14 protein-coding genes and 1 pseudogene are annotated in these 16,737 nt (G+C 59.9%); 9 read left to right on the plus strand and 6 right to left on the minus strand.

Features of this window, described 5'->3' with window-relative positions:
• Positions 1-2: 2 nt before the first annotated feature.
• From RHEC894_RS01710 to dnaN, 4 genes are all read right to left on the minus strand, one after another.
• A complete protein-coding gene (locus tag RHEC894_RS01710) occupies positions 3-584 on the minus strand; it encodes a histidine phosphatase family protein (RefSeq protein WP_010066750.1) in 582 nt (193 codons plus the stop codon).
• A complete protein-coding gene (gene pmtA, locus RHEC894_RS01715) occupies positions 585-1,184 on the minus strand; it encodes a phospholipid N-methyltransferase PmtA (protein ID WP_085735768.1) in 600 nt (199 codons plus the stop codon).
• Positions 1,185-1,280: 96 nt separating this feature from the next.
• Positions 1,281-2,189: a DUF72 domain-containing protein gene (locus tag RHEC894_RS01720; protein WP_085735769.1), complete on the minus strand. Its 909-nt coding sequence runs from the start codon at positions 2,187-2,189 to the stop codon at positions 1,281-1,283.
• Between the two features lie 56 nt (positions 2,190-2,245).
• Positions 2,246-3,364, minus strand: coding sequence for a DNA polymerase III subunit beta (gene dnaN / locus RHEC894_RS01725; protein ID WP_085735771.1), 1,119 nt, complete (start codon positions 3,362-3,364; stop codon positions 2,246-2,248).
• A gap of 93 nt (positions 3,365-3,457) precedes the next feature.
• Here dnaN and RHEC894_RS01730 point away from each other — a divergent pair, with 93 nt between their 5' ends.
• The 4 genes from RHEC894_RS01730 (at position 3,458) to RHEC894_RS01745 (ending at position 5,592) form a co-directional block, all read left to right on the plus strand.
• Positions 3,458-3,616: a hypothetical protein gene (locus tag RHEC894_RS01730; RefSeq protein ID WP_010066944.1), complete on the plus strand. Its 159-nt coding sequence runs from the start codon at positions 3,458-3,460 to the stop codon at positions 3,614-3,616.
• The gene (rsmI, locus tag RHEC894_RS01735) at positions 3,613-4,530 is read left to right on the plus strand and encodes a 16S rRNA (cytidine(1402)-2'-O)-methyltransferase (protein WP_010066943.1); all 918 of its coding nucleotides are present in this window, start codon (positions 3,613-3,615) and stop codon (positions 4,528-4,530) included. Before RHEC894_RS01730 ends, rsmI begins: the two co-directional genes overlap by 4 nt.
• Positions 4,520-4,888: a YraN family protein gene (locus tag RHEC894_RS01740; RefSeq protein WP_085735772.1), complete on the plus strand. Its 369-nt coding sequence runs from the start codon at positions 4,520-4,522 to the stop codon at positions 4,886-4,888. The genes rsmI and RHEC894_RS01740 overlap by 11 nt, the downstream gene beginning before the upstream one ends.
• Positions 4,889-5,085: 197 nt before the next feature.
• Positions 5,086-5,592 (plus strand): cupin domain-containing protein, encoded by a 507-nt coding sequence (locus tag RHEC894_RS01745; protein ID WP_085735774.1) that lies wholly within the window; start codon positions 5,086-5,088, stop codon positions 5,590-5,592.
• On the opposite strand, the gene RHEC894_RS01750 is transcribed toward RHEC894_RS01745, so the two are convergent.
• On the minus strand, positions 5,589-6,611 hold the full coding sequence (locus RHEC894_RS01750) for a LacI family DNA-binding transcriptional regulator (RefSeq protein ID WP_085735775.1): 1,023 nt from the start codon (positions 6,609-6,611) through the stop codon (positions 5,589-5,591). The genes RHEC894_RS01745 and RHEC894_RS01750 overlap by 4 nt on opposite strands.
• A gap of 335 nt (positions 6,612-6,946) precedes the next feature.
• On the opposite strand from RHEC894_RS01750, the gene RHEC894_RS01755 reads away from it, so the two are divergent.
• The 5 genes and pseudogenes from RHEC894_RS01755 (at position 6,947) to RHEC894_RS01775 (ending at position 13,381) form a co-directional block, all read left to right on the plus strand.
• The gene (locus RHEC894_RS01755) at positions 6,947-7,930 is read left to right on the plus strand and encodes a sugar ABC transporter substrate-binding protein (RefSeq protein ID WP_085735777.1); all 984 of its coding nucleotides are present in this window, start codon (positions 6,947-6,949) and stop codon (positions 7,928-7,930) included.
• 144 nt (positions 7,931-8,074) lie between these two features.
• Positions 8,075-9,610 carry a sugar ABC transporter ATP-binding protein gene (locus RHEC894_RS01760; RefSeq protein ID WP_085735778.1) on the plus strand — a complete coding sequence of 512 codons (1,536 nt, stop codon included), beginning with the start codon at positions 8,075-8,077 and terminating at the stop codon, positions 9,608-9,610.
• Positions 9,594-10,628, plus strand: a complete 1,035-nt coding sequence (locus tag RHEC894_RS01765; RefSeq protein ID WP_085735780.1) for an ABC transporter permease — start codon at positions 9,594-9,596, stop codon at positions 10,626-10,628. Before RHEC894_RS01760 ends, RHEC894_RS01765 begins: the two co-directional genes overlap by 17 nt.
• A gap of 97 nt (positions 10,629-10,725) precedes the next feature.
• A complete protein-coding gene (gene gshB / locus RHEC894_RS01770; protein ID WP_085735782.1) occupies positions 10,726-11,673 on the plus strand; it encodes a glutathione synthase in 948 nt (315 codons plus the stop codon).
• 174 nt (positions 11,674-11,847) lie between these two features.
• Positions 11,848-13,381 (plus strand): annotated as a pseudogene (locus RHEC894_RS01775) (YifB family Mg chelatase-like AAA ATPase).
• Positions 13,382-13,595: 214 nt separating this feature from the next.
• Here RHEC894_RS01775 and RHEC894_RS01780 read toward each other — a convergent pair.
• Entirely contained in the window at positions 13,596-16,589 is a 2,994-nt protein-coding gene (locus RHEC894_RS01780) for a hypothetical protein (RefSeq protein ID WP_085735783.1), read from the minus strand.
• Positions 16,590-16,737 lie beyond the last annotated feature (148 nt).

Raw genomic sequence — 16,737 nt, forward strand, 5'->3', positions numbered from 1 at the left:
ACTCACCCCCGCCAGTCTTCGATGGGCGTCCAGTCGCATGATAAGCGGCGATCCGCAAGGCCGAAAGCATAGAGATTGCCGCCGCCGCCCGGCTGGTCGCGGTCGCGGGAAATCGGCCTGCCGGCCAGATGACATTTGAGCAGCGTGCCGACGCCGCCATGGCCGACAAAGGCGATCGGTGCCGTCGCATCATGGGCGGAGAGGATGGTCTCGACGGCAGAAACGATGCGGGCCTGCGCATCGGCGGCCCGCTCCCAGCCCCTGAAGCTCTCCTGCGGGTGAGCGAAGAACCAGTTGGCTGCCTCCTCGAACTTGTCCGGCGGCAGGAAGCCGGTGGCGGAGCGATCGTTCTCATGCGTGCCGTGCGCAATCTCGATTTTCACGCCGGCAGCTTCGGCCAGGATTTCCGCCGTTTCGATCGCTTTCGTCTCGTCGCTGGAGATGATGCGGGCCAGCCGTTTCGCCCAATGGTTCGACGCAGCCTTGCGGGCACGCTCGGCGCCGATTTCGGAAAGACCCCACTTGGGAACGGGAACCTGCGGGTCGATCTTGACCTGCGGGTGGGTGATATAAAGTCCGAACATTTATCCTCGCCGATAGACCCAGAGTTGGGCGGGAGGAATATTGCGCACGACGAAGTCAAAATGATGAATGCTGTAGCGATCGGCGTTGGCGGCGATCGGCGAGATCGCGCCGTAGGAAATCTGCACCACCGGCCGTCCGGCCGGCAGGCGGTCGAGCAGGCTTTCGAGCAGCGAGACGCGCATCGCCATCGGGAAGTTCAAGAGCGGAATGCAGGAGATGACGCAATCGAACGTCCGGTCGCCGTAGGCGCCGAGCGTGGTCTTGAGATCGAAGGCGTCGCCGTTGATGAAGTGCACGCCGGGATAGGCCCGCAGCAGATGCTGGTGGAAATCCGTCGAATATTCGATCGCGACGAGATTGTCCGGCCGCACGCCGCGGCCGAGAATGGCCTTGGTGATGGCGCCCGTGCCCGGCCCGAGTTCGAGCACCGGCAGCCCGGAATTGATGTCGATGACGCTTGCCATGCGCTTGGCTGTGATCGAGGAGGTCGGCACGATCGAGCCCACCGTCTTCGGCCCCTGCATCATGCCTCGGAAGAAACGGATTTCCTCATCGAATTTTTTCCCGAGGTGTTCCTTCACCTTGACCCTTAAGCGCATTCTCCACCCATTCCGCATGTTGATCGACTGTCTTAATATGCTGCTTGTCGCTCTGGGGACAAGGATTTTCGCAACAAGGACATCGACATCAACAATTCATGCGGCTTTCCGGTGGCAGCGAGGCATGAGATCGGCAAGCCTTTCGCTCAAGTGACCGGCATCGACAGGGGCGCGCAGTTTCTTGTCGGTATTGTCGAAATAGAGATAGACGTCGCGGCCCTCGCTGGATGTCTTGAGCGGCGCCAGCACCCGTGGCGCATTCTCCGGCTCTGCGCCGGTTGCCCAGGAACGGATCCGGCCCGCCCAGAGATCGAGGGCCTCATCCTCATAGCCGCTGACATAGAGCTGTTCGGAGCCATGCAGGCGGCAATAGATGAAATCGGCGGTGATATCCATCAGCAGCGGCCATTCCACCGTATCGGCGCAGACGAGGGCGACCTTGTGGCGCCGAAGCATCTCGATGAAGGCGGGAGACCGGAAGCTGTCGTGGCGGATTTCGAATGCATGCCGGATCGGCTGGTCGCCATCGCTTCGAAGCCAGGCGCGTCCCTTGACATGGCCGTCATGCCTCTTGGCGAGTGCTGTCGCCGCATCGCGGTCCTGCGGCAGCAGCGCCAGGAAATTTTCGAAAAGATCGGCATCGAAAGCCATGTTTGGCGGGAATTGCCAGAGGATCGGCCCGAGCTTGGGGCCGAGCCGCAACAGGCCGGAGGCGAGGAAATTGGCAAGCGCCGTCTCGATATCGCGCAGCCGCAGCATATGGGTGATGAAGCGCGGCCCCTTGACCGCAAAGACGAAATCGTCGGGCGTTTCGTCGCGCCAGCGGCCGAAGCTTTCGGGTCGCTGCAGGCTGTAGAAGGTGCCGTTGATCTCGATCGACGGGAAATACCGGGCGGCGTAGGAAAGCTCCTGCTTCTGCGGCAGGTCCTCCGGATAGAATTGGCCACGCCAGGGCGCATAGGTCCAGCCGGATATGCCGATGCGTACCGTTCCAGCCTTGTTCATCCGGGGATCCTCCGCTTTCACAGGATGAAAACGGAGGCAGGCAGGCTTCGTTCCCGTCAGACGCGCATCGGCATCAGCACGTAGAGCGCATCGTCGCCCGCCGTGTCGCGGATCAGCGTCGGCGAGCCGGCATCGGCCAGCAGGAAGATCGCTTCCTCGCCGGAAAGCTGCGCGGTGATGTCGAGCAGATATTTGGCATTGAAGCCGATTTCCATCGCATCCGTATCATAGCCGACGGCGACTTCTTCCGTGGCGCTGCCGGAATCGGGATTGTTGACGGTCAGCATCAACTGTCCCTCGGAGAGCGCCAGCTTCACGGCGCGGCCGCGCTCGGAAGAAATGGTGGAGACGCGGTCGACGGCCTGGGCGAAGCTCGTGCAGTCGACGCGCATTTCCTTGTCGTTGCCGGTGGGGATGACGCGCTGGTAATCCGGGAAGGTGCCGTCGATCAGTTTCGAGGTCATGACGATCGAGCCGATCGTCATGCGGATCTTGGCGTCGGAGACCTCGACGGTCACCACCGCTTCCGGGTTGTCGACCAGCTTCTGCAACTCGCCCACGGTCTTGCGCGGAATGATGATGCCGGGCATGCCTTCGGAGCCGGACGGCGCATCGACATCGGCGCGCGCCAGCCGGTGGCCGTCGGTGGCGACGGCCCTGAGCTTCAGGTCGCCCTTGCTCTCGATCGTGTGGAAGAAGATGCCGTTAAGGTAATACCGCGTCTCTTCCGTCGAGATCGCAAACTGCGTGCGGTCGATCAGCATCTTCAGATCGGTCGCCTTCAGCTTGAACGAATGCGTGAAGGTGCCGGCGGTCAGATCCGGGAAGTCGGATTCCGGCAGGCACTGCAGCGAGAATTTCGAGCGGCCGGACTGTACGGTCATCGAGCTGCCGTCGGTGCTGGTGGCGAGCAGCACTTCCGAGCCGTCGGAAAGTTTGCGCACGATGTCGTAGAGAAGATGGGCGGGAACGGTGGTGGCGCCTGCTTGTTCGACGCTTGCCGGCGTCGCCTCGGTGATTTCGAGGTCGAGGTCGGTCGCCTTCATGTCGAGGTTCTGGCCATCGGCCTTCAGCAATACGTTGGACAGGATCGGGATCGTGTTGCGACGTTCGACCACGCGGTGGACGTGGTTCAGCGATTTCAACAGGTTTGACCGCTCAATAGTAATACGCATGGGATGCTACCGCTTTCGACCGTGACTGTCCGGGCGCATCGAGCACCCGAGAATGCTTTCCCGACTTTGAGGCCGGGGGAGTGGACGGGCAAAATGGCAGACTTCAGCACCGGTTTGCAAGAGGCATGCAGGGTCAAGCGCCTGCATTTCAGGTTTTCCGGAGCGATGCTCACAGAAATCCGAACCCTTGCCGAAGCGATGCCGCTCGCCCATAAAGGCGCGATGACGCCGCGACGAAAGCAAATGGCATGAATGAGGAAACGACAGCGGAGGCCGCCACCCGGCGAAGCTTCCGCCTGCACAATATGGCGGTGCCGGCGCGGCCGCTGGAGCCGGCGCTTTATCTCGTCGCAACCCCGATCGGCAATCTCGGCGACATCACGCTGCGCGCATTGGAAACGCTGGCCGGCGCCGATGTGCTGGCCTGCGAGGATACGCGCGTCACCCGCGTGCTGCTCGACCGCTACGGCATCCAGAACCGCCCCTTTTCCTATCACGAACACAATGCCGACGAGGCCGGCCCGCGATTGCTGCAGGCGCTGGAAGCCGGACGCTCGGTGGCTCTGGTGTCCGATGCCGGCACGCCGCTGGTGTCCGACCCCGGCTATCGGCTGGCGCAGCAGGCGATAGCGGCCGGGTACCGCGTCATCCCCATTCCGGGCGCCTCGGCGCCGCTTGCGGCCCTTGTCGGCTCCGGCCTGCCGAACGATGCCTTTCTTTTCGCCGGCTTCCTGCCGGTCAAGGACAAGGCCCGCCGCGACCGTCTCGGTGAATTTGCCGCAGCCCCGGCGACGTTGATCTTCTTTGAATCGCCGCATCGCATCGGCGCGACGCTTATCGCCGCTGCCGATGTGCTCGGAAGCGGCCGGCAAGCCTCCGTCTGCCGCGAGCTGACCAAGACCTATGAAGAGTTCCGCCGCGGCACGCTTGCGGAGCTGGCCGCGCATTACGAGCAAGTGGAAAACGTCAAGGGTGAGATCGTTCTCGTCGTCGGCCCGCCGGAGCCGGCAGAGACCGATGAGGCCGATGTCGAGGCGGTGCTGGCGGATCTCTCGAAGACCATGCCGACGGCCAAGGCCGCGACGGAAGCCGCCCGCCTCACCGGCCTGCCGCGCAAAGTACTCTACCAGCGCCTGCTGGAGTTGAAGGGCGCCGATGGGCGATAAGGGTCTCACCGCCATCCGGCGGAAGGCGCTGCGCCGGGGCCTGATGTCGGAATATGTCGCGGCCGTCTTTCTGATGCTGAAAGGTTACCGTGTCCTGGCGCTGCGCCACCGCACCCGGCTCGGCGAGATCGACATTATTGCCCGCAAGGGCGATCTCGCCGTCTTCGTCGAGGTCAAGGCCCGCCATGGCGAGGCCGCAGCTGTCGACGCCGTCTCTGCCGCCTCGCAGAAACGGATAAGGGCGGCAAGCGATCTCTGGCTTGCCCGGCAAGTGGATCAGGCCCGTCTTTCCCAGCGCTACGATATCGTCGCGGTTACGCCCGGCCGGCTGCCGCGGCATTTTCCGGATGCGTTCTAGAGCAATTCCAGGAAGAGTGCGAAGCGCTTTTGCCGGGAATTGCGTAAAAACAAAAGGTTAGAGCGGTTCAGCGCTTCCGTGAAAATCTGAACCGACCCATCGCTTTGCGGATCGTTAAACTTTTAGTTCCCGCGTGAACCAGCTCCTTACGCCTCTCTGCTACCCCCTCGGCAGGGATAACAATTGGGGATTGTTTCATGGCCTGGAAGATGATGCTTGCGAGTGCGGTCGCCATGGCCGCGCGCACGGTGCCTTATGCCGTGGCGAAGCCGGCCGGGAAATCCTTCGTCGCCCATGCGAGCGACCTGTTGCCGATGAAGCCGTCGCCGATCAATCCGGACTGGATCGTCAGCGGCAACCCGCAGGCCCGCACCGGCGAACATTCGCGGGGCCATGACGAGGCCTCGCTGACGGCGATCTGGGACTGCACGGCGGGCGAATTCCGCTGGCGCTTCGGCTGGGACGAGACCGTGATGATCCTCGAAGGCGAGGTCCATATCACCGCCGAGGATGGCACCGAACGAACGCTCAGCGTCGGCGACGTCGCCTTTTTCGCCGGCGGGACCTGGGCAAGCTGGCGGGTCGACAATTACGTCCGCAAGGTCGCCTTTCTGCGCAAGCCCTTCCCGAAACCGCTGGCGATCGCTTATCGCCTCCGCAACATGCTGCGCAACAGCGGCGGCAACCAGGGCATTGCCGCCTAATCGGGCTGGGGCGGGGCGGTCGTTTCGCCTGATAAAACCTCGCAGGCAAACAGGATCGGATTGTCGAGTTCGGGCGCGGTTTGCTTGTTCAGGAGAACGGCGACCGCCGCTGCGGCCATGTCTCGAATCGGCTGCTTCACCGTCGTCAGGCGCGGTGTCGTCATGCTGGCGAGCGGGATACCGTCGAAGCCGACGATGGAAAGGGCGGCGGGGACCGGGATGCCGAGATCATGGGCTGCCCGCATGCAGCCGATCGCCTGCTGGTCCGAACTGGCAAAGATCGCCGTCGGTCGCTCGTTGCGGGCGCGGGCCAGAAGATAATTTCCCGCTGAACGGCCGCTCTCGTAGTCGAAGGCCGCCTCGGCAATCAGCGGCGGCCCGGCGATTTTCGTGCCGCCGTCGGCCTGTTCCCCCGCCTGCTCGATTGCGTCGAGATAACCTCTGAGGCGATCGTTGGCGGGCACGGAGTGCCCGGGCCCCGAGATAAAGCCGATGCGGCGATGGCCGAGCTTCAGAAGATGCTCGACGCCAAGACGAACGCCGTTGCGGTGATCGGCGGCAATGCCGGAATACCCCGGCATCAGCCGGTCGACGACGACGATCGGCACGCCCTTCGGCAGCTTGATCTTGTGGAAATCATTGCTGGGAACGAGCATGATGCCGTCGACCTTCCGGCTCGTCAGCTGGCTGATGCGGTCAGCCTCCTTGGCCGCATGATCGAAGGACGTCATGACGATGATGTTGTAGCCGTGACTGGCCGCCGCTTGTTCCGCCGATTGGACGAGTTCGGCAAAGAACGGATTGGTCAGATCCGGAATGACGATGCCGATCAGCCGGCTGACCTTGCTGCGCATGCTTCGCGCCGACGGGTCGGGCAGGTAGCCGAGGTCTTTGATGATCCCGGTGACGCGCGCCCGCAATTCCCTCGTCACCGACGGATGGTCGTTCAAAACCCGCGAAACGGTGCCGGTGGAAACTCCCGCAAGCTTGGCAACGTCCCTAATCCCGACCTTTGACATGACAGAAACAGTGGCCCTTCTTCTTCGCCTTTCGAAAAACGCCCGAGAGCGCCTGATCGAGGCTTCCAGCTAATGGTCTTCAGGTTCCTAGTCAAAGGCTGTGTGGCGATTTCGACGGCTGAACCTGCATGCAACGTTCGATAAGGCGCTGCATGGAAACGGTTCATCGTGCATATGTCAATATCGGACTGAAAGGGCGATGCAGCATATTGTCCGCCCCTCTTTTTGGCCGCTTGACAATTTTCGAGGGCGTGCTACCCAGATGGCGTTGGAAACGGTTCATTGCCGCGGGCAACTCAGATGGAGCTGAGCCCAGAGCCGTTAGGGAGGAAAAAATGTCCAATTCTAAGCGTGAATCCGTCATGATCAGTGCACCGCGCCGTGCGGCCTTGAAGCTCGGCCTTGCCGGCACCCTGGTGCTGGCGCTGGCGAGCAGCGTCTCGCCCGCCTTTGCGGCCGAAAAGCCGAAGGTCGGCCTGATCATGAAGTCTCTGTCCAATGAGTTCTTCAAGCAGATGAAGGCCGGCGCCGACAAATATGCGGCCGAGAACAAGGACAAGTTCGACTTCAAGGCCGTCGGCATGAAAGACGAGCGTGATTTCGCCGCGCAGGTCGATGCCGTCGAAAACTTCGTCACCCAGAAATACGATATCATCGTCGTAGCACCGGCCGATTCCAAGGCGATGGCGACCCCGCTGGCAAAGGCGGTGAAGGCTGGCGTCAAGGTCATCAACATCGACGTGCCGCTCGACGCCGATGCCAAGAAGAAGGCCGGGATCGATCTCGCCTTCTTCGGGCCTGACAACAAGGAAGGGGCAAAGCTCGCGGGCGATGCGCTTGCCAAGGATCTCGGCCCCGGCGCCAAGGTGGTCATTCTCGAGGGCAACCCCGAGGCCGACAATGCCAAGGAGCGCAAGGAAGGCTTCGTGGACTCCGTCAAATCGGGCAAGCTCGAGCTTCTCGACAGCAAGACTGCCCATTGGGAGACCGAGGAAGCCAACACCGTCATGACGAATTTCCTGACGAAGTATAAGGATATTCAAGGTGTCATGGCCGCCAACGACTCCATGGCCCTCGGCGTCGTCAAGGCCCTCGATGCTGCCGGTCAGGCCGGCAAGATCAAGGTCGTCGGCTTCGACAATATCCCGCCCGTCCAGCCGCTGATCAAGGACGGCAAGATGCTCGCCACCGTCGAGCAGTACGGCGCGCAGATGGCGGTCATGGGCATCGACTATGGCATGCGCGAACTGGCCGGCGAAAAATTCACCGGCTGGGTCAAGACCGACGTCAAGCTGGTCACCGCTGCCGATCTGAAATAGTCGGGATATCAGACTCCCAAAAGCAAACGTGGCGCCGGCTGCCGGCCGACGCCATCGCCACCAACCGATTGACGCGTTGATCGCTTCGGGTGAGGCTCGTTTCGGGCCTCCCCGATGCGCGTTGCGCGGAGGTTTGAAGAGACCATGCATGAGGTCGCCGTGTCAGATAGAGCAGATGACGACATCCTGAGCCTTGAAGGGATCGGCAAGCGCTTCCCCGGCGTCGTAGCGCTCAGGGATGTCTCCATTCGGATCGGCCGCGGCAAGGGGCACGTTCTCCTCGGCGAGAACGGCGCCGGAAAGTCGACCCTGATCAATCTGCTCGGCGGCGTCTTCCGGCCGGATGACGGCCATATCCTGTTTGACGGCAAGCCTTATCATCCGTCTTCGCCGCTCGAGGCGTTCAGGGCGGGCATCCGCGTCATTCACCAGGAACTGCACCCGCTTTCCAACCTGACAGTTGCCGAAAACCTGCTGTTTGAGCATCTGCCGCGCCGATACGGCCTGGTGAATTACAAAGCGATGAACGCCAGAGCGGCGGAACTGCTGGAAGAGGTCGGTCTCGACGTGGCGCCGACGACACTGGCAAGCCGCCTCAGCGTCGCGCAGCTGCAGCTGGTCGAGATCGCCAAGGCGCTTTGCTACGAAAGCAAGCTTCTCGTTCTCGACGAACCGACGGCGACGCTGACCTCCAAGGAGGTCGATCGCCTGTTCGAAATTCTGAAACGCCTGAAGAGCCGTGGCGTCACCACCCTCTACATCTCGCACCGGCTGGAAGAGATCTTCGAGGTCGGCGACGACGTGACGGTGCTGCGCGACGGCCAGCACGTGATCACCCGGCCGCTGGCCGGACTTGGCATCCCCGAAATCGTCGAGCTGATGGTCGGGCGCAAGCTTTCAGATCACGGCATTTTCAAGGGCGACAGCACGGTATCCGGCGAGGCGCTCGGCGTTTCCGGCCTCAAGGTGACGCGGCATAGCCCGGAACTGTCCTTCTCCGTGGCAAAGGGCGAGATCGTCGGCATTGCCGGCCTGGTCGGCAGCGGCCGCACCGAGGCTGTTCGCGCCCTGTTCGGCGCCGACGTCAAGGCATCAGGCGAGATCCGCGTGAACGGCGAGCCGGTCGAGATCAATGCGCCCAAGGATGCCGTGGCGGCCGGGCTGTGCCTGGCGACCGAAGACCGCAAGATGCAGGGCCTGATGCTCGATATGAGCTGCGCCGAAAACGCCACCATCACCGCTCTCGACAAGATCTCCCGCAACGGCCTGATCCTGGGCAAGGCCGAGGATGAGCACGCGCAGCGCCTGGTGCGCGAGCTCCGGATCAAGACCCCGTCCATCCATCAGGCCGTCCGCACCTTTTCCGGTGGCAATCAGCAGAAGGTCGTCATTGCCAAATGGCTGTTCCGCGGCCCCAAGGTGCTGATTTTCGATGAGCCGACCCGCGGGATCGATGTCGGCGCCAAGGCCGAAATCTATGAGCTTCTGTGGAAGTTCGCCGCCGATGGCAAAGGTGTCCTGGTCGTCTCTTCGGATCTGCCGGAGCTGATGGGCATCTGCCATCGCATCATCGTCTTCTCCGACGGCAAGATATCAGGTGAAATCGCCCGGGAGCAATTTGACGAAAGCAGGATCCTTTCGCTCGCCTACAAGGAGTACAGCCGTGTCCGCCAACATTGAAAAACAGACTGAGGCGCAAACCGGGGCGAAACAGGTAAGCGTCTGGGACAAGCTTCTGCGGATCTCGATGAAGGAAGCCGGCGTCGCCATCGCCCTCGTCCTGATCCTGGCGTTTTTCTCGGCGACGGCGCCCTATTTCGCCACGCCGGAGAACTTCCTGAAGATCTTCGTGCAGATCGCCATCAACACCGTGCTGGCCGCCGGCATGACCTTCGTCATCCTCATCGGCGGCATCGATCTTTCCGTCGGCTCGCTGCTTGCCCTTTGCACGGTGATCGGTGCGACGATCATGATCAATCCGGCGTTTTCGCCATGGCAGGCGATCATTCTCGCCTGCCTGGCCTCGATGGGCACCGGTGCCGTGCTCGGCGCCGTCAACGGCTGGATCTGCGAGAAGTGGAAGCTTCCCTCCTTCATCGTCACCCTCGGCATGCTGAATGTCGCCAGCGGCCTGGCCCGCGTCGTCAGCGACAATTCGACGATCACAGGCCTGCCGCAGCCTTTCGTCGATTTCGGCAACCTGATCTTCTGGGGCATTTTTCCGTCGATCTTCCTGATTGCGATCGTCGTCGTGCTGATCGGCTGGTTCGTGCTGCGCTACACCGTCTTCGGCCGCTTCGTCTTTGCCATCGGCACCAATGAAGAGGCGGTGCGCCTGTCCGGGCATCAGCCGAAACGATACAAGATCGCGGTCTTCACCATCTCCGGGCTGACCGCCGGCATTGCTGCCATGGTCTATCTGCTCCGTCTCAATGTCGGCAGCCCGGTTGCCGGCATCGGCTATGAGCTGAATGCCATCGCCGCCGTCATCATCGGCGGCACCAGCCTCTCGGGCGGCAAGGGCTCGATCATCGGCACGCTTGTCGGTGCCTGCATTCTGCAGGTGCTGTCGACCGGGTTGCAGCTGCTCGGCGCCGACGACAACATCAAGCCGATCGTCATCGGCGCCGTCATCGTGCTCGCCGTCATTCTCGACAGCTATCGCGGCCGGCTGATGCGGATCCTCGAAACCCGGTGATCGCGAGCGCCGAAAGCCCTCGACCGAAGCCCTTGATCGGCATTGCGTTTGATGCCGGGCCGACCTACATCTGTCCGGCATTCAGCGAGGGACGGAAATGGCCAAGATCACCAATGTAGCGGTCCAGATGGATCATGTCGCCGGCATCAATATCGCAGGCGATTCCACCTTCGCCATGAGCCTGGAAGCCCAAGCGCGCGGCTACCGGCTGTTCCACTATACGCCCGAGCGCCTGAGTTTCCGCGACGGCCAGCTCTTTGCCAGCGTCGAGCCGATGCTGCTGAAGGACGTCAAGGGCGATCACTTCGAGCTCGGCGCGCCGGAGCGCGTCGATCTCTCCACCATGGATGTCGTGCTGCTGCGCCAGGATCCGCCCTTCGACATGGCCTATATCACCTCGACGCATCTGCTCGAGCGCATCCATCCGAAGACCCTCGTCGTCAACGATCCGGCCTGGGTGCGCAATTCGCCGGAGAAGATCTTCGTCACCGAATTTGCCGATCTGATGCCGAAGACGCTGATCACCAGGGATGCAGCCGAAATCCGCCGCTTCCGCGACGAGATGGGCGATATCATCCTGAAGCCGCTCTACGGCAATGGCGGCGCCGGCGTCTTCCATTCGACCCGCGACGACCGCAACCTCTCCTCGCTGCTGGAAATGTTCGGCCAGCTCTTCCGCGAGCCCTTCATCGCCCAGCAATATCTGCCCGACGTGCGCAAGGGCGACAAACGCATAATCCTGGTCGATGGCGAATTTGCCGGCGCCATCAACCGCGTCCCGGCCGAGCACGACAGCCGCTCCAACATGCATGTCGGCGGCCGTGCCGAGGCGACCGAGCTGACGGCGCGCGAACGGGAAATCTGCGAACGCATCGGCCCGGCGCTGAGGGAACGCGGCTTCCTGCTCGTCGGCATCGACGTGATCGGCGATTACATGACCGAGATCAACGTGACGTCGCCCACCGGCATCCGCGAGGTCAAAAAATTCGGCGGCGCCGATATCGCAGGCCTGCTCTGGGATGCGATCGAGCGCAAGCGCGGCTGATCTTGCCGCGTGACCCACGCGCCTGCTGCGGCCGGGTACAACCCCGGTCACAGCCTATATCTGACTGCGTTCCTTGATTGTTCTTGTTTTATTCCAGATTCCATGCCAGATTGCAACCGCTGGCCCTGATGGGTTGCAGGGGCTATAAGAGTTTGCGGGCAGGGGGATGGGTTTATGGTCGCGCGTGTCAGTACGGTGGCATTCCAGGGCATCGAGGGTGTGCCGGTCGAGGTCCAGGTCATGGTCGCTCCCGGCAAGATCGGCATGCAGATCGTCGGCCTGCCCGATAAGGCGGTGGCCGAAAGCCGCGAGCGTGTGCAGGCCGCCCTTCACGCTTCCGGCCTGACGCTGCCGGCCAAGCGCGTGACCGTCAATCTGGCGCCGGCCGATCTGCCGAAAGAGGGCTCGCATTTCGATCTTCCGATCGCGCTGGCGCTGATGGCCGCTCTCGGCGCCATTCCCGCCGATGCGCTGTCGGATTTTGTCGTCGTGGGCGAGCTCAATCTCGACGGCACCATCGCCGCCATTTCAGGCGCGCTGCCGGCCGCGATCGGCGCCAATGCGCTCGGCAAGGGGCTGATCTGCCCGGCCGAAAGCGGCGCCGAAGCCGCCTGGGCCGGTGCCGACGTCGATATTCTCGCTCCCCGCAGCCTGATTGCCCTTGCCAATCATTTCCGCGGCACGCAGGTCTTATCCAGGCCGGAGGCGTCGATCCGCGCCAATGCCGCCAATCTGCCGGATCTGGCCGAAATCAAGGGCCAGGAAAGCGCCAAGCGGGCGCTCGAAGTGGCGGCCGCCGGCGGCCACAATCTCCTGATGGTCGGCCCTCCCGGCTCCGGCAAGTCGATGCTGGCGGCACGGCTGCCGTCGATCCTGCCGCCGCTCTCGGCCGCCGAGCTGCTGGAGGTTTCGATGGTCCATTCGATCGCCGGCCAGCTCACCGGCGGCAAACTCTCCGACCGCCGGCCCTTCCGCACCCCGCATCATTCCGCCACCATGGCGGCGCTCGTCGGCGGCGGCATCCGCGCCCGTCCGGGCGAAGCCTCGCTTGCCCATCACGGCGTGCTCTTCCTCGACGAGTTTCCGGAATTCACGCCGCAGGCGCTGGATGCGCTGCGCCAGCCGCTCGAAGGCGGCGAATGCGTCATTGCGCGCGCCAATCACCGCGTCTCCTATCCGGCGAAATTCCAGCTGATCGCGGCAATGAACCCCTGCCGCTGCGGCATGGCCGGCGAGCCCGGCCACACCTGCGCCCGCGGCCCCCGCTGCATGAGCGATTACCAGGCCCGCATCTCCGGCCCGCTGATGGACCGCATCGATATCCGCATCGACGTGCCGGCCGTCTCCGCCGCCGATCTGATCCGGCCGATGGCCGCGGAAACCAGCGCCGACGTCGCTCGCCGCGTCGCCCGCGCCCGCGAAATCCAGCAGCAGCGCTTCGAGGCCGCCGGCGCCAAAGGCATCGGCACCAACGCCCGCTGCTCCACATCAATGATCGAAAAACTCGCCGAACCCGACGCCGGCGGCTTGCAGCTCCTGCGCGACGCCGCCGAAAAAATGAAATTCTCCGCCCGCGGCTACCACCGCGTCCTCAAGGTCGCCCGCACGCTCGCCGATCTCGATGGTAAGCCGACGGTCGGCCGAATGGCATCTGGCGGAGGCGATCTCTTACCGTATCGCGGGCGAGAGGCTGACAGCTGCGGCGTAGGAAGAGGGACAGCCGAGCGCCCTGACAAGCGGTTTCCGAAAGCCGCGAGCGTGCGCAGGCCGCCCTTCACGCCTCCGGCGCCGAAGTGAATATTCTCGCACCGAGTAGCCTGATCGCCGTTCTAGCATGAGCGAGAGTTCGTGCAACTGGTGGGCAATCGACTCCGTTCGCTGAACTGTCCGGTGAAATGGGGAGCACATCCATGGATGTAGGTTCATCCTGAGGCTGGCGCCTCAAACAATGGCCCTGCTAGTCCGGACCTAATTTGTGCGATAGCTCGAGAAAACTTATCGTCAAAAAGCTCGGGTAATGGAGCAAATTGTACGTTCTGTGTTTTCTTTGAACGCCTAGATCTAAAGACCCGCTCGAAGTGCTCACGGTTTCTATGGCCGTCAGCAAGGACGATATAAAGAAATGCCGCCCGAGAGATGGTCGTGCGCAACGAAGCGGGCATTCGACGCCCTGAAATATAAGATATGTAATGCGCGAATTCGTCCAATACGGGAAACTTTATATTCTCCGCAGATGCAGGGATAACCTCGTCAATATTACCCTGTTGCCAGCGATCATACATGAGGTCGGATAGCGCTGTTAACGCAAAACGTGCGTCAGCCTGGGAAAGCTCTAAATCATGAAAGCGCGGTCCGCCAATTTTAGACTGGAGTCGAACTGCTTCGTGTATGATCAAGTACCCCAGATGTGACACCTCAAAGGGGACCAGCTCAGAAGATGCCGAGAATAGTAGTGATACTCCATGTATAGAAAATAATTCTCTGAATTTGTCTCCATAAACGTAATAATAAGTGCGAGCCTCGGCAACGTTATCTACTGCTCGGTTAAACTGTTCAGCTTGCCAATCTTGCCTAATTTGTCGAAATGTTTGCCAGACTAGGTCAGTATAAAAGACGTTACGCCTGTAAATTCTATGTCCTGAAAAGCGCATTCCCAATATATAAAAAAGATATGTGCGCTCGGCGCTCCCTGGTCCTGCCAGCAATGGCCCCGCGATATCTCGCATTACCTCTTGACTAATCATCCCGCGTTTTTGGGTAGCGGAAAGCACTTCGCTAACTATAGAGCCGACTGTGAGGCTAAAGTTCCCCCCGAGTTGAATACAGCGCCGGAATATGTGGTCAATCGCTTGACTAAGTCGTGTTTCTGGCACCAAGAGATAATCGAGCGCCCGTCCAAAAAATGTGAGGAAATTTGCCTCCTCAGACGGAGCGAAATGCTCTTCGGTGCCGATTTTGAGCAGAGTTTCGATCGCTTGAGTGGATTTTGGACCACTACGAAATGTAGCAATCTGCAGGGCAAGATGGCTAACCACATCCCATTGAGACTTGATGATCTTGTCTAATAAATTGCCGCGTATCAGCCCGGTTACGCTACCGGCTTCCTCTTCAATTCGCTTAGCAAAAAAATACTCTAAGAAAGTACGGTGAGTGAATTTGAAGACGCCTGGGCCAATTTCGCACATCACCCAGGCCCTGCCGGTTATAAAATTCACCAAAACCTTTGCAGCGGCAAACGACCGTGCTTTATCTTGATACCAAATGTTGAAGTAAGCTTTGAGACGATCTAACAGCCATTCTTCGTCAACACCATCTTCAGTGTCGGCGCTGCCAAATATTTGGCTCGCAAGATAGCCAAATAGGTCGAGCAGATCGAAATCGTTCGGGAATTCGAATTTGATATCTCGTCTCTGGTCCCATTTTTCGAACATGAGAACCGAGCATTCTTTGTATATCTCCGGTCGACTATTCGGAACTTCGCCCCTCGAATTGAATATGTATACCATTAAACCAAGAAGGAGAGGGTTTTCCCGCAAATCTCGTGCCGTAGCCTCTGTTTGCGCTAGGAAATCTACAGCCTTTTCTTTTGCAGCGTCTGCTTTTTCGCTAGATATCGCTTTTAAGAGTTGTTCCGTGAATTTTCTAACTTCATCAATATTGAAGCGGGCCAATGTAAAGAGTTGGTAATCGTCACCTACGGGAGCGTCGCCGTAACCAACTATTCGTGAGGTTACCAGTGCGGGGCAAGCGGCATAAGCTGACGTAAATTGCTCTATTTGCGATGCCATGGAGCGCCTTGCTCCAACATCCAAAACTTCGTCAAGTCCGTCAAAAAGCAAAACAGCTTGACCAAATATAAGTAATTGTTGAAGGAATTTCTTCGCAAGAAATTCATCATTATCACAATAAACTCGTATCTCGTCGATTAAATAATCGAAAATCTGGTACGAGGGATTTTGTTGCTGTCTTTTCTCAAATGTTCGTAGAATTATTCGAAGCGGCAACTTCATGTCGCGACTATCAAAGCCGCTATACTTCGGGTTTGCCGCGGCGAGAGTAATTTGTCGAGCTAGATCGAAGCACACAAGCTGAGTAAGCGTCGATTTCCCACCACCCGGATCACCCAAGATGACCGCGCGATTGAAGGAACGTCGGAAATTTAAGTATGCGAAACTGGGTGTCTCATTCGGGGGAGACTCTCTATGAGGTGTCGGTATTTGTCCCTTATCCGATAGTGGTTGCAGGCGCGCTGCGATAACGAGCTTTTTTACATTGACTTTACGCGTACCTTGAGTGGTTTCCACGTTAATCTGTCGGTTCGCTGCCTCTATTCCCCGAGCGATTTTTTCGCGCAGCTCTTCAAATCGCTCCGACGATATAGGCTCCTGGATTGACGCGGCGTTCCTCAAACATGAAGACAAAGCCGTAATCCTCGTAGCCAGATCCTCGTGTTGCGTCTTTAATGCCTCGAACAGTACCTTCTCTTCGATTGATTGGTCGATACGAATCTTAATTGACGCATCTAACGCTTTGAAGAGCGCTTCACATGCAAAGGGGAGGGGCTCGTGCGTTTTATAGAGAAGTTCAAATGCGGGAAATGCGTCGTCTGGAGTATGTCCGCAAAAGGCGAAATGCTTTAAGGCATCTGGAATTACGCTTCGCTCAACATCTTGTAGGAAGTTGGCAACGTTATCAGTAAACTCGCCATGGTCATTGCCCAAAACGCGTATGACGTCATTAACAGCGCGATTGGCCTCAAACTTGTCTGGTAGGTCTGCGGTTGAGGGATTTGACAGTGCGCGGTTTATTGCGCGCCTTCTCCCGGTTAATTCTGTAATGCCCTTGAATGGCCTTTTTAAGCCATCATATACAATCGAACTTAATACACCGACGATAATATCTGTTCCAACCGGCATCAACGAATTCCTGCAGCATCGATAAGTCAGAGAAGTCGCTAGCCAGGGTTGTCGTCAAGAGGTCATGCCCTTCGTTTTTCACACAACTAACAGAATTTAAGACCTGAACCCTATTTAAACTAAGATAACCGTACAGGTTCTCGTTTTG

Origin of the sequence: Rhizobium sp. CIAT894 (genome assembly GCF_000172795.2) — a bacterium.
Lineage (GTDB): Bacteria > Pseudomonadota > Alphaproteobacteria > Rhizobiales > Rhizobiaceae > Rhizobium.